The 14,585-nt window shown below is 42.0% G+C and carries 10 protein-coding genes; all 10 read left to right on the top strand.

All coding sequences use genetic code 11. The features are described 5' to 3' along the window. Window positions 1–54 precede the first annotated feature (54 nt). Window positions 55–2,928 (top strand): 2-oxoglutarate dehydrogenase E1 component, encoded by a 2,874-nt coding sequence (locus ACRYKC_RS18705; protein WP_433809147.1) that lies wholly within the window; start codon window positions 55–57, stop codon window positions 2,926–2,928. Continuing rightward, window positions 2,915–4,228 (top strand): 2-oxoglutarate dehydrogenase complex dihydrolipoyllysine-residue succinyltransferase, encoded by a 1,314-nt coding sequence (odhB, locus tag ACRYKC_RS18700; RefSeq protein ID WP_433809145.1) that lies wholly within the window; start codon window positions 2,915–2,917, stop codon window positions 4,226–4,228. Before ACRYKC_RS18705 ends, odhB begins: the two co-directional genes overlap by 14 nt. A gap of 137 nt (window positions 4,229–4,365) precedes the next feature. Next, window positions 4,366–4,656 carry a hypothetical protein gene (locus ACRYKC_RS18695; RefSeq protein ID WP_433809143.1) on the top strand — a complete coding sequence of 97 codons (291 nt, stop codon included), beginning with the start codon at window positions 4,366–4,368 and terminating at the stop codon, window positions 4,654–4,656. 28 nt (window positions 4,657–4,684) lie between these two features. Next, the gene (gene yidC / locus ACRYKC_RS18690) at window positions 4,685–5,428 is read left to right on the top strand and encodes a membrane protein insertase YidC (RefSeq protein ID WP_433809141.1); all 744 of its coding nucleotides are present in this window, start codon (window positions 4,685–4,687) and stop codon (window positions 5,426–5,428) included. 369 nt (window positions 5,429–5,797) lie between these two features. Then, complete coding sequence (gene yhbH, locus ACRYKC_RS18685) at window positions 5,798–6,961, top strand: sporulation protein YhbH (RefSeq protein WP_433809139.1); 1,164 nt, start codon at window positions 5,798–5,800, stop codon at window positions 6,959–6,961. Window positions 6,962–7,160: 199 nt separating this feature from the next. Next, on the top strand, window positions 7,161–9,461 hold the full coding sequence (helD, locus tag ACRYKC_RS18680; protein ID WP_433809137.1) for an RNA polymerase recycling motor HelD: 2,301 nt from the start codon (window positions 7,161–7,163) through the stop codon (window positions 9,459–9,461). Between the two features lie 107 nt (window positions 9,462–9,568). Then, window positions 9,569–11,074 (top strand): potassium/proton antiporter, encoded by a 1,506-nt coding sequence (locus ACRYKC_RS18675; RefSeq protein WP_433809135.1) that lies wholly within the window; start codon window positions 9,569–9,571, stop codon window positions 11,072–11,074. A 223-nt stretch (window positions 11,075–11,297) separates the two neighbouring features. After that, window positions 11,298–12,113, top strand: a complete 816-nt coding sequence (gene proC, locus ACRYKC_RS18670; RefSeq protein ID WP_433809133.1) for a pyrroline-5-carboxylate reductase — start codon at window positions 11,298–11,300, stop codon at window positions 12,111–12,113. Window positions 12,114–12,216: 103 nt separating this feature from the next. After that, window positions 12,217–12,696, top strand: a complete 480-nt coding sequence (locus ACRYKC_RS18665; RefSeq protein WP_433809131.1) for a PH domain-containing protein — start codon at window positions 12,217–12,219, stop codon at window positions 12,694–12,696. Next, entirely contained in the window at window positions 12,689–14,137 is a 1,449-nt protein-coding gene (locus ACRYKC_RS18660; RefSeq protein ID WP_433809129.1) for a PH domain-containing protein, read from the top strand. Before ACRYKC_RS18665 ends, ACRYKC_RS18660 begins: the two co-directional genes overlap by 8 nt. The last annotated feature ends 448 nt before the right edge of the window (window positions 14,138–14,585 follow it).

The raw sequence follows: 14,585 nt of genomic DNA, 5'->3' as shown, positions 1-14,585 counted from the left end.
CTTGGAAACGTTTTCGAGGAAACAATAGCCAACTACTACTTGGGGGTATTACACGTGTCTAATCAAGGCTCCAATGAAAGATTCTGGGAAAATTTCCATGGCCCCAACATGGGGTATATTGAAGAACAATATGAACAATACACAAACGATCCGAGTGCAGTCGATCCTACATTAAAGGAAATGTTCGACGAGCACGGAGCGCCTGACTGGATGGCGGGAGATACGTCTGTGAAAACCAATGGTGCTGTGTCGCCAACGGATAAAGACATTTCTAAAGTGACCTCAGCAATCAAACTTGTTGAGGCTATTCGTCGTCATGGCCACTTACAGGCAAATATTTATGCCGTAGGGAGTTACGATCGTCCTACGACAAATTTACTTGATTTAGAAACATACGGATTAAAAGAAAAGGATCTGGAAGAGATGCCTGCTGAATGGGTTTGGCCTGATTCCCCATTGAAGCTTCAAAATGCTCTTCAAGTGGTTAATACATTAAAAGAAAGGTACGCAGGTACCATTTCGTTTGAATTTGGCCATGTCTACAATGAAGATGAAAGAAAATGGCTTCAAGAGAAAGTTGATACCGGTTCATTTCGTGTATCGCTCAGTAATGAAGAAAAGAAACAGTTGTTACGCAGGTTAGCAGCAGTGGAAGGGTTTGAGAACTTCCTTGGAAAAACCTTTGTAGCGCAAAAACGCTTTTCCATTGAGGGTCTGGATGTTATGGTGCCGATGCTCGATCACATTATTCAATTAGCATCCGGTGACAAGATTAAAAATATTATGATGGGCATGGCTCACAGGGGCCGTTTGAATGTGCTTGCTCATATTTTGGGTAAACCATACGAACGTATTTTCTCTGAGTTTCACCATTCTCCGGATAAGGAATTGGTTCCATCTGAAGGCTCAACGGGGATCAATTATGGATGGACGGGAGACGTAAAATACCACTTTGGTGCACGTCGGGAGATTGAGAACGGGCAGCAATCGGCTACTCGTGTTACACTCAGTCACAATCCATCTCACTTGGAATACGTTAATCCAGTTGTTGAAGGGTTTACACGAGCGGCGCAAGATGACCGTTCAGAGCCTGGATACGCTCAAATGGATAAAGATGAAGCGTTCGGTCTTCTTATTCACGGAGATGCGGCATTCATCGGAGAAGGTGTAGTCGCTGAAACCTTGAACATGAGTGATCTTCCTGGATACAGAACCGGTGGAACTGTACACATTATTGCAAACAACTTGGTTGGGTTTACGACTAATCGTAAACACGGCCGCTCTACTCGTTATGCAAGTGACTTGGCTAAAGGATTTGAAATTCCGATCGTCCATGTAAATGCCGATGATCCGGTAGCGTGTTTATCTGCTATGGCATTGTCGTATGAATATCGCCAAAAGTTCCATAAAGACTTTTTAATCGATCTGGTAGGGTACCGTCGATTCGGACATAATGAAATGGATGAGCCGCGTGCGACGCAGCCAAGACTCTACAGCGAAATTGATGAGCATCCGACAGCCGCTGCGGTATATGAAAAGACTTTACAAGAAGAATCCATTGTTGAAGATGGAACTCTTGATGATATGAAAGAGAAAGTAGAGGAAGAGCTTCGTGAGATTTACAACAATATGGATGAACATGAAGCCACTGCGGCAGACGTAAAAGACCGACCAAGCGGGGTAGAACGGCCGCTTGATGAAATCGAAACAGCTGTTGACCTTGAACGGTTGCGCGGCCTAAATGAAGGTTTGCTGAAACGCCCAGAAGGATTCAATGGATTCAAGAAACTTGAAAAAATTCTACAGCGCCGTGGCAAGATGTTAGAAGAGGGGCAAAAAGTAGACTGGGCGACAGCTGAAGCATTAGCTTTTGCTTCCATTCTTGAAGATGGACGCCCAATCCGTATTACTGGACAAGACACAGAGCGAGGAACATTCGCTCACCGTCATATGGTGCTTCACGATGTGGAAACAGGTGAAACCTATTGTCCGCTGCATGGGTTAGAGCAAGCCAATGCATCCTTTGATATTCATAACAGCCCGCTTTCTGAGGCTGGGGTCATTGGATTTGAATATGGATATAGCGTCCAGGCTCCTGAAACGCTTGTGCTTTGGGAAGCACAGTTTGGCGATTTTGCTAACGCCGGACAAGTTATTTTTGACCAATTCATATCCGCAGGACGTGCGAAATGGGGAGAAAAATCCAACATGATTTTCCTACTCCCACATGGGTATGAAGGACAAGGGCCTGAACACTCAAGTGCCCGCCTTGAACGCTTCTTGCAAATGGGAGCAGAAAATAACTGGACAGTGGCAAATGTAACGTCATCAGCTCAATATTTCCACTTGCTTCGTCGTCAAGCAGCTATAAGTGATCGGGAAGAAGCTCGCCCACTGGTACTAATGAGTCCGAAGAGCTTGCTTAGAAACCAGCGTGTCGCTGTAGAAGGAACTCACTTCAGCGAAGGTAAATTCCAGCCAATCATGAGGCAGCCTGGATTGACGAAAGAAGATGATAAAGCAAGGGAGAAAGTGAAGACATTACTTCTTGGAAGCGGAAAAATCATGGTAGAAATTGAAGATACAGTGGAAAATGCGGACCAATCCTTTGAAACGATTGACGCTGTTCGCATTGAACAAATCTATCCTTTCCCTGAAAAGAGATTGGCAGAGATTCTTGAAACCTATCCGAACCTGGAAGAATTGGTATGGGTCCAAGAAGAACCGCAGAACATGGGTAGTTGGTACTTTGTTGAAGGAATCCTCCACAAGCTATTGAAAGGTGATCAAATTCACCGCTATGTTGGCCGTCCACACCGAGCGTCGCCATCAGTCGGAGAACCAAATATTCATAAAACAGAGCAAAATCGTATAATTCATGAGGCGCTACAGATGTCTAAAGGAGGAAATTCAAATGAAGGAAATTAAAGTCCCTGAATTAGCTGAATCTATCACAGAAGGAACGATCGCTGAATGGCTAGTAAAAAAAGGTGATCAGGTAGAGAAGGGCGATCCAATTCTTGAATTAGAAACAGACAAAGTAAACGTTGAAGTAAATGCAGACGCCAGTGGCGTCATTGCAGAGCTCCTGAAAGACGAAGGAGATGATGTCGAAGTCGGAGACGTCATCGCCAAAGTGGATGAGAACGGTGAAGCAGGCGGATCTGACGAGGAATCTTCATCTGACGAAGATTCTTCAGATGAAGAAGAAAAAGAACAAGAGAAACAAGAAGAGAAAAAAGAAGAAGCTTCAAAACAGAAAGAAGAGAAATCTTCCTCTGATTCTAACGAAAAAGAACAAAGGAAAGAAAGCAACAAAGATATTGTTGCAACTCCTGCAGCTCGTAAGCGCGCACGTGAGCTTGGAATTGATTTGAGTGAGATTTCTGCGAGAGATCCATTAGGCCGTATCCGTCCGGAAGATGTAGACGCAGCAGCTAAGGGTGGCAGCAAGAAAGAAGAGAAGAAAGAAGAACCTAAAAAAGAGAAGAAACAAGAGAAAAATAACGAAAAAACCGAATTCGACAAACCGGTTGAACGTGTTAAAATGTCTCGCCGCCGTCAAACCATCGCGAAGCGCCTAGTTGAAGCACAGCAAAATTCAGCGATGCTAACAACATTTAACGAAGTTGATATGACGAACGTCATGAAGCTTCGCAGTGAGCGTAAAGAGTCGTTCCAGAAAAAACATGACATTAAGCTTGGCTTCATGTCTTTCTTCACAAAAGCGGCTGTTGGTGCGCTTAAGGAATTTCCATTAATTAATGCAGAGATCCAAGGGAATGAAATTGTGAAGAAAAAATTCTATGACATCGGAATGGCAGTTTCTACTGATGAAGGTTTAGTTGTGCCGGTTGTCCGCGATGCTGACCGTCTTGACTTTGCCGGAATCGAAAAAGGGATTGCTGATCTTGCAACGAAAGCCCGTAACAAAGAACTGCAGTTGGATGACTTGCAAGGCGGATCCTTCACAATTACAAATGGTGGAATTTTCGGTTCTATGCTTTCAACACCAATCTTGAATTCTCCGCAAGTCGGTATTCTTGGATTGCATAATATTGAAAAGCGTGCCAAAGTAATGCCGGATGACACGATTCAGGCTCGTCCGATGATGTACATCGCGCTTTCCTACGACCACAGAATCGTCGATGGTAAAGAAGCCGTCCAATTCCTGCGGCGTATTAAAGAAATGATTGAAGATCCATATGACTTGTTACTAGAAGGTTAAAATATTCCCGCCAGCTCCTTGCTGGCGGGTTTTCTGTTTGGAAATTTAGTAACCAATCACCGTGGGTTGAATTTATATGAAACCTCTAGTAGTGTATTTCGTATAAACAACTAAGACTTTTTAGAAAAGAGATTGTTATGAATATATTAGTTGAACTATTAGACGGATCTTATGATTTATTGTTTCTGTCGATATATATAAGTGTGTTAGTTCGTATATCCCTTGAAGCGATCTGGACACAAATGGTGGCCGACACTTCAGGATGGATGAGCTCTCGTCACATTGTCCCAAAAAAGAATGATCCACAACTCATTGTGTTAGACGATGTGGTGGAGTGTGCCAATGAAATGATTCGTTGGCTGCAACGAACAGTGCGCAGGAAGGAAAGTTCTAAGGATGACGACCACTACCTCTTTATTCGTGTTTAATTTAAACGAATAAAGAGGAGGATGTAATGTGAAACGATTGTTAAGTGTATTGGCAGGTATTGGTTTGGTTTTAGCTGGGTGTTCCAGTAACCCAGATGCAAGTAGTACAGGGTTCTTTAATAACTATTTCGTTGATCCCTTTGTAATTGCGATTAAAATGGTTGCAGAAGCTTTTGGTGACAATTACGGGATTGCGATTATCATCATAACCTTAGCTATCCGTTTTGTCCTACTTCCGCTAATGCTAAAGATGTATAAAAACAGTCAGGAAATGCGAATTAAAATGGAAGCAGTCAAACCAGAGATGAATGATATTCAAAGCCGTTTGAAAGAAGCGAAAACCCAAGAAGAAAAACAAGAAATCCAAGCTGAAATGATGAAACTTTACAAAACTCATGACATCAACCCCATGAATATGGGATGCTTACCGATTCTCATCCAAATGCCTATTTTCATGGGAGTATATTACGCGATACGAGGCTCAGAAGAAATTGCTACCCATTCTTTCCTTTGGTTTAACCTGGGAGAAGCAGACGTGACTATGGCACTTATTGCCGGTCTCCTGTATTTCATCCAATACAGAGTGTCACTCATAGGAGTTTCAGCTGACCAGCAAAAGCAAATGAAGTTGGTTGGTCTTCTTTCACCCATTATGATCTTGCTCATTTCTTTTTCAGCCCCGTCGGCCTTACCGTTATATTGGGCAGTTGGAGGACTGTTTCTCATCATCCAAACACTGATATCCAAGCGTTTATATAGTCAAACAATATAAGTAAGCAAACCCCGCTGTAATCCATACAGCGGGGTTTTTGTTAGATGAAGAGAGTTAGGGAACAGAAAGTGCGAGTAAAGGAACAGAGGACAAACGTTGGAGAATAGAACTCAAAAGAACGGGAAGAGAGAGTGGAAATGCATTTTCACAAACACTCTTAAAATGGAGTGTTTATTTTACATGGGAATAGAGGCGCCCGCCTAATGTTCTAAGTGTATGATTAAGACAAGCAGTGCTGTAAACCGCGTCCTCAAGCCTTTTATCGAAATAAAAAAAAGAGAAATAAACCATTCATATTTCAATATCCTTCATCCATTTACGTGGACCTGCATACGATAGAGTAATACTCGATTAGGAGGGAGAAAATTTATGGATGAAGAGAAGAGTTTCGTAATCGCCGAAGACGACTGGTCCCTCCATCGGAAAGGCTATGACGATCAGCGGCGACATCAAGAAAAAGTAAAAGATGCGATGAATAAACAATTGCCGGATTTGATTACCGAAGAGAACATTGTAATGTCGAATGGGAAGCGTGTCGTTAAGATACCGATTCGTTCGCTTGATGAATATAAGATTCGTTACAATTATGAAAAGAATAAACATGCAGGGCAAGGAGATGGGGACAGCGAAGTCGGCGATGTGGTTGCTCAAGCGCCTCAATCAAAAGGTAAGCCTGGCGATGGAGATGGAGCAGGTGATCAAGCTGGTGAAGATTATTATGAAGCAGAAGTTTCGTTGGCAGAGCTTGAAGAGGCTTTATTTAAAGAGCTAACCTTACCGAACCTTGATGAAAAAGAGAAGGACAATATCGTTCATACTGATATTGAGTTCAGTGATATCCGTAAGACTGGATTAACTGGAAATATCGATAAGAAAAGAACGATGCTTGAAGCGTATAAACGAAATGCCTTAGGTGGAGAAGCTTCATTCTCCCCAATCTATCCTGAAGATATCCGTTTCAAAACATGGGATGAAAAAACGAAGCCGCAATCCAAGGCTGTCGTTATCGCTATGATGGATACGAGTGGATCCATGGGGCAGTGGGAAAAGTATATGGCTAGAAGTTTCTTCTTTTGGATGAACCGTTTCCTTAACAAAAATTATGAAACCGTTGAAGTCGAGTTTGTTGCTCACCACACCCAGGCTAAGGTTGTAAGTGAAGAAGACTTTTTCTCAAAAGGGGAAAGTGGCGGTACGATTTGTTCATCTGCTTACCGTAAAGCATTAGAATTGATTAACACGAAGTATTCACCTGAACGGTACAATATTTATCCGTTCCACTTCTCAGATGGAGATAACTTAACGTCTGATAACAAACGCTGCCTTGCTTTGATTGATGAGTTAATAGAAGTTTCGCAAATGTTCGGGTATGGGGAAGTCAATCAATATAATCGATCCTCTAGTTTGATGCAAGCGTATAAAAACATTGATCATCCGAAATTCCGCTACTATATTTTACGCAAAAAAGCGGACGTCTTCCACGCGATGAAACAATTTTTCAGTGAAGAAAATGCAGAAGAGATATTAAGTTAAAAAAGGAAAAGCCAAGCAACAATAGTTGCTTGGCTTTTTTATCATATTTTAGGTTGTATTCTAACACGTACTCGTGTAGAATAAATACCATCTATCTCTTGGTTTATGCGTTCATTCATATGTACCCAATTATAATTTTACATTAAGTTCTAGCAGTTGTCAAGAGAGAAGATTAAAAAGATGATGGAGTGGTGGTTCTATGGATAAGAATACGATTGAATGGGAAGAAGAACAATCACGGATTGATTTTATAACTCGCTTATTATCTGAAAAGAAACAGCAAATCATCAATGATAACCAAACGGCAAAAGAAGATATTCAACAGCTGAGAAAAGGTTTCTGGGATGATGTTACAGTCAACATAGATGAACCTGATGAAGTAATTGAGACATATGCAAGTATTAAACAGCAGGCAGAATTGTTAGCAGAGAGGGAACGGAGCTACGGGCAGTTTGATAAGCTCGTGGATCAGTATGAACGTCAGGAGCATTCTCCTTATTTTGGCCGGTTTGATTTTGTGGAAGATGGGAAAAAAGATTCCATTTACATCGGTATAGGATCTTTAATGGATAGAAAAAAAGAAGATTTTTTAATTTATGACTGGAGAGCTCCGATTTCGAGTATGTACTATGATTATTCGCCAGGGCCTGCTCAGTATGAAACACCTGAAGGAGAAATAGAAGGAGAAATGGAGCTGAAGCGTCAATTCATCATTCGAGAAGGTCTTTTAAAAGGAATGTTCGATACAGGAGTGACGATTGGGGATGAGCTGCTGCAGCAGGCCCTTGGCAGTAATGCGAGTGCTCAGATGAGAGGGATTGTCGCAACGATTCAAAAGGAACAAAACAAAATTATCCGCTTTAAGCGTAACAAAATTCTTATGGTGCAAGGGGTAGCAGGGAGTGGAAAGACATCAGCCGCCATGCAGAGAATCGCTTACTTGCTTTATCGTGATCGAAAATCAATTACTGCAGATCAAATCCTTTTATTCTCTCCAAACCACATGTTTATGAGTTATGTGTCTTCTGTTCTACCAGAACTCGGAGAAGAAAACATGCGCCAGATGACCTTTCAAGAATATGCCGCTGGTCGAGTTGATCACGAGTTTAACGTGGAGACACCGTTTGAGCAGCTTGAATACCTGCTTGATCACACTGAGGATCGATGGTATAGCGACAGGGAAAAGGGGATTCGGCTAAAAGCGGCGGTTGCTTTTAAAGACCAGTTAGATGCTTTTGTAAAAAGGTTAGAAAATAAGGGAATGGTATTTAAGAATATTACGTTCAGAGGGAGAAAAGTTGTTGCTGCTGATGAAATAAGGGAGAACTTTTATCGTTCTAGTGGAAGCATCCCGAACAGAGTGGAGAGCGTGAAAAATTGGCTTTTAAGCAAACTGGAAGAGCTGGAGGCAGAAGAACGAACAAAAGACTGGCCAGAGGAAGAGGCGGCTTTTCTAAGTAAAGAGGACTATTTAGACGCATATAAAGAGCTACAAAAACATCAAAAATTTGATGAGGAGACCTTTGATGATTTCGAGAGGGAGCAAGAGCTTTTAACTAAATTAGTTGTTCAACGAGCTATCCACCCATTGAGAAAGAAAATAGCAGGTCTGAAGTTCATCCAGATGAAGAATTTGTACCACCAGTTTTATGAAATAGTAAGATCTAATGGGGAAGAGCAGTGGAATGGTGTGACGGATTATACTCAAGCAGCTATAGAAAAGAACCAGTTGTACGCAGAAGATATTACCCCTTATCTTTATTTAAAGGATCAAATCGAGGGAAGAAAAGTGAATACGGATATTCGCCATGTGTTTGTTGACGAAGCTCAGGACTATTCACCGTTTCAAATGAAATACATTCAACAGCTGTTTCCAAATGCCCGCTTCAATCTATTAGGAGATTACAACCAGGCGATTCACACGTTGTTTTCGGATGTGCCGAGTGTCTTAGAAGCAAAGGACGTAAACGAAGATACGGAACGGATACAATTGATGCGCAGCTATCGATCCACCAAACCAATCGTCGAGTTTACGAAGCCTATGATCTCTGAAGGGGAAAAGATCGAGGCATTTAACCGTGAGGGGGAGAAGCCAAGACTTCATAAAATAACGAGCGATGCTGTGGCAGCTGTGGCGGTGACTATCAACCAAAGACTAAAGGAAGGGTACGAAACGGTAGCTGTCCTTACGCGTACTAAAAAGGATGCGATAAACTTTTATAGCCAGTTGAAAAATACGGTTGAAGCAAGACTTATTTATAAAGAATCGCAAACCTTTGAAAAAGGAGTGCTAGTGCTCCCTGCTTATTATGCAAAAGGGATAGAGTTTGATGCCGTAATTATTCCAGATGCATCAGATAAGACTTACTACAGGGAAGAAGAGAGGAAACTCTTCTATACCGCATGTACGAGAGCGATGCATGAACTGGATATCTTTTACCAGACGAAAAAGAGCCGTTTTCTGAAACGGATCCCTGAAGACTTATATCAGGAAGTATAAATTCAAAGCGGCTCCCGGTAATGGGAGCCGCTTTGAATTCAAATCCATGCGTTTTACTATCATTTTTTGTAAAATAGAGGAATGAAGCTAAAAAAGGGGTATCTGTAATGATTCAAGAAATCTTAGAGTCTAATCAATTCATCATGCTCGTAGCACTATTATTGATCATCAGTATCGTCGTCACAAAATTCTCTTCTCGATTAGGTGTTCCTTCCCTTGTTCTCTTTATAGCTGTAGGAATGATTGTCGGCAGTGATGGACTGGGATTTCTCTATTTTGATAATCCTGAAATTGCCCAGCTTGTCGGTGTGTTTGCGCTAATTGTCATTCTATTTGAAGGCGGTATGCAGACGAAATGGAATGATATACGCTCAGTCATTGGACCCTCAGTAACATTGGCGACTGTGGGGGTTGTGCTTACAGCTGGAATCGTTGCCATAGCGGCAAAGTATATTTTACATATCACTTGGCTTGAAGCCTTTCTATTAGGTTCCATCATTGGTTCGACAGATGCGGCTGCCGTTTTTGCTGTGTTAAAAGGAAAAAACATTCGCGGGAAGCTTGAAGCAACCCTTGAGGCCGAGTCCGGTACCAATGACCCGATGGCCGTTTTTCTTACGATTGCTTTCATTCAGTTGCTGACAGTTCCTGACGTGAATATTTGGGGCATGGTCGGTTCGTTCTTTTGGCAAATGGGGGCAGGGTTAGTTGTCGGTGCGGTAATCGGTTATCTAGCCAGTTATTCATTGAATCGTATCAATCTTGATTCGAGCGGCCTTTACCCGCTGTTCGCTCTCGGTTTTGCTTTTCTGGCCTATAGTGCAAGTTCTCTCATCCAGGCGAGTGGACTTCTTGCTGTTTATGTAGCGGCTGTTTTTATCGGAAATGCAGAACTTGCCTACCGTTATTCAATCCTCCGGTTCCATGAAGGATTTGGGTGGATGGCACAAATATTAATGTTCATCATTTTGGGGTTATTCGTCTTTCCATCAGAAGTTTTTACACTTCCTGTAATGATTGATGGATTAATCGTTGCACTTGTCTTGATTCTTATCGCAAGACCAGTAGCCACTTTCATAAGCTTAGCCGGATTTAAATTCAATACGAAAGAAAAGTTATTCTTATCGTGGGCTGGACTACGTGGCGCCGTACCGATCGTACTGGCTATATTCCCGATGCTTGCTGGGGTGGAGAACAGTCAAATTATTTTCAACGTCGTTTTCTTTACCGTTCTCATGTCAACACTTGCCCAGGGCTCTTCCATTACATGGCTAGCTGAGAGGTTTAAGTTGGTATCCGAAAAAATGACGAACCCAATTCATTCTCTTGAACTGATCTCGATCGGGAAAGCTAATGTGGAAATGATGGAATTCGAGGTTATGGCTCACAATCAAATTGTAGGTCAAACGCTAGAGAACATGGAATTGCCTGATCGCGCTCTTATTAACGCGATCATTCGTGACGGAGACGTGATCACTCCGTATGGTCAGACAGAAATTAAAACAGGGGATACGCTCTATATTCTTGTGGCGAGAAACAGCAAAAAAGAAGTGCGCAAATTGTTAGAAGCAGTAAGAACACAAGAAGTGACCAACGAAAAAAACCGAGCTTGAGGCAGCTCGGCTTTTTTCGTAGCAGCTATGATATTTGGGGTGTTTCAATATGATATGAAGAATACACTTTATATTATAGGGAACAAGCCATAATTTGTAAACCTTTTCTCCAGAAAACAAGAAATATTTACTATACGTTAACGTAAATTCATCCTTCTTATTAAATGGAATTGTGATGAAAGAAAGATTCCTATACAATGGAGAGACTAAGGAGGGATGTACGGTGAACAAAAAACTCGGATTTATCGGCTGCGGTCAAATGGGACAGGCGATGATTCAAGGAATGATTGATGCCGGCTTGGTTGAAGCGGAACAAATTGCCGCTACAGCTTTGTCTGATGAAACCATTGATTTTGTTACAGATGAGTACGGCATACAAATATCTAATGATAATAAAAGGCTGGCGAGAGAAAGTGAGATCCTTTTCTTAGCTGTAAAGCCTTATGTCTATCAAGGCGTCATCCAGGAAATTAGGGAGGAAGTCCCAGAGGACACGGTAGTCGTTACAGTTGCTGCAGGAATTACTCTTGATGCTATGAAAGAGGCTTTTGGAAAAAACGTGAAAGTCATCCGATCCATGCCGAACACCCCTTCTCTGGTAGGAGCGGGAATGAGTGTGCTTTGTCCGAATGATTTTGTGACAAAGCAGGAATTAGCGGAAGTCATGGAAGTGTTTGAAAGCTTCGGTGAAGCCGAGGTCGTCGAAGAGAAACTAATGGATACCGTCCCAGCTCTGAGTGGTTCATCGCCGGCTTTTGTATATATGTTTATAGAGGCGATGGCTGATGGAGCTGTGAACGAAGGTTTTCCAAGAGATAAGGCTTATAAATTAGCGGCGCAATCGGTTATGGGAGCTGCTAAAATGGTGCTTGAAACCGGCCGCCATCCTGGAGACTTGAAAGATGCTGTTTGCACTCCAGGCGGAACAACGATCGCAGGGGTAACGAAACTAGAAGAAGAAGGATTTCGTAATGCTGTCATCCAAACGATGGGAGCATGTACAGAAAGATCAAGACAATTAGGAAAAGGTACGAAATAAGCAACCATCAACCGGACATGTTTTACATGTCTGGTTTTCGTATGGGTGAAACCATTTAAGGATCAGAACCGTATGGATAGTGAAAGGGTAAGGAGGTCTGCTTATGTGGAAGGAACCAGCTCAAAGAATATCCCGAAAAGCACTAACTCTGTGGAGAATTTATGGTGCGATCCAAGTAGGGGTGACGACATTGCTCGCAGTCGGTCTTATTGTCACTGTTTTATTGTGGAATTGGCCTTCTTGGCTACTAGCTATCGCGGGGGGAATCATCCTTTTTGAAAGCCTTTTTTCTGTATGGTTGATTCCTAGTTTGCGTTGGAAACGATGGCGCTATGAAGTGACCGATCAGGACATCGAACTTCAATATGGCATATTTATTATAAGAAGAACACTCGTCCCAATGATAAGAGTTCAGCACGTCGACACGGAACAAGGACCGTTGCTGCGTAAATATAAATTATCTACGATAAGCATCTCGACAGCGGCTACCGTACATAAGATACCTGCTCTTGATGAACAAGAAGCAGAAGAGCTGAGGCAGTCGATATCTTCTTTAGCAAGGGTGGCTGAGGAAGATGTTTGAACCGAAGCGTCTCCACCCAATTTCAGCACTTATTAATTTTGTGAAAAGCTTAAAAGATGCATTACTCCCTTTGTTAGTTGTATTTTTCTTAAACGGTAATGTTCTGAGTGGAGATATCCAATGGGTACCTCTATTGATTTGGGTTGGCTTTCTCATATTGATTCTCTTTGCAGGAATCGTAAAGTGGCTGCGATTCACGTACCGGATAGAGGAGGGCGAGCTTCGGATTGAGTATGGACTTCTTTTTCGTAAAAAGCGCTATATTCCTTTTGAACGAATTCAAAGTCTTGATTTTTCTGAAGGGATTTTCCATCGGCCTTTCCAGCTTGTCAAAGTTTCTGTAGAGACAGCGGGGTCAACAGAAAATCAGAAAGCTGAAGGAGAACTGACGGCGATCAAGCTTTCCGAGGCGAAAGAATTAGAATCGTTAATTCTGAAGGAGAAAAATAAGAAAGACGAATATGAGGAAAGCCAAGAAAGTGAAAATGAATGGTCTGATCGCAAGAAAGTTTATGAAATGAACATGAAAGACATCATCCTTATGGCCATCACTTCAGGTGGAGCAGGTGTCGTCATTTCTGGTGTTGGTGTTTTCTTTTCTCAAGTTATGGACGCCCTGCCTCTTGGAGCTATTTACGATCAAATACTCGACTGGATTCAGATCGGTGTATTGATTGTGGCTTTTACAGCCCTTGTGGTCCTTTTGATCGCCTATGCCATTTCTATTTTGCTGACAATTTTCAGATATGCAAATTTCGCGGTCTATCTAAATGAAGATGATCTGATCATTACGAGAGGATGGCTAGAGAAGAAACAGATGACCATCCCTCTGAATCGCATCCAAGGATTAAGAGTAGATGAGAATTTGATCCGTCAGCCCCTTGGCTTTGCATCCGTAACTTTAATCAGTGCAGGGGGCGGACTTCCAAACGAGTCTGATCAACAGTTGAGAGTTCTTCCGTTTATTAAAAAGAAAGAGATTGCTCATGTACTTCATGAAATCTTAACAGAATATCATTTTGAGGTAGATTGGAACAAGCCGCCAAAAAGGGCGAAGATAAGATATATGATTCGGCATTCATGGTTTGCATGGCTTGGAGTCATTCCATTAAGCATATTTCTATTTCCCTTTGGATTGTTAGGAATCTTAGTGGCTCTAGCTTTTACTGGGTTAGGACTGCTAGCGTACAAAGATGCAGGGTGGGATATTAAAGACCAACAACTGACGCTGAGAAGCCGCTCTATCACCAGACAAACGTATGTGATGAAAAAATACCGGATTCAGGCTGCCTCTCTTTCTCAAAGTATCTTTCAGAAGAGAATTGATTTAGAAAGTGTTCAGGTGACCCTGAAGTCCGGCGTCGGAGGTGCCCAGGCTCAATGCTTATATTTGGAGGAGCAAGATTCGAGAGAAATCATAGGCTGGTATCGGCCTGGATAAGAAAGGAATCGGAGTTTATCTTCGATTCTTTTTGATTTTTCATAACCTTTTTTCTGATAAAATACAGCGCCACTCTACTGTCTCTTTTCTTCCATTAAAACTTCCTTTCGTGAAGACTCAGTTTCAAGATAACTATTCACTTTGGTGAGGTTGTTTCTGTTATCTAGTAACAGGAAAGGTGGGAGGGAAAATCGCTCGCTTTCCACGGGGATGACGGCAAGCTTCCTCGGTTTACCAACCTGCGGGATCTTGCCAGCCATCCCTAGCACTTTTAAGGAAACGAACCCGAGTTCTCTCGAAACATAGTCTTCCGCTATCCTGCTATATAGCTGAATAAACTATATCATAGGTATAGATAGTATCAATTATTTCTCCTTTCAAAATTAAAACACGAACATTTTAAATGAAACTATTGATTTTTGTTCGTGAAAAAGATAATATAATAGCC

The sequence above is a fragment of the Halobacillus sp. A1-3 genome (genome assembly GCF_050971765.1).
Lineage (GTDB): Bacteria > Bacillota > Bacilli > Bacillales > Halobacillaceae > Halobacillus > Halobacillus mangrovi_B.
This window is presented reverse-complemented; position numbering and strand designations above follow the sequence as displayed.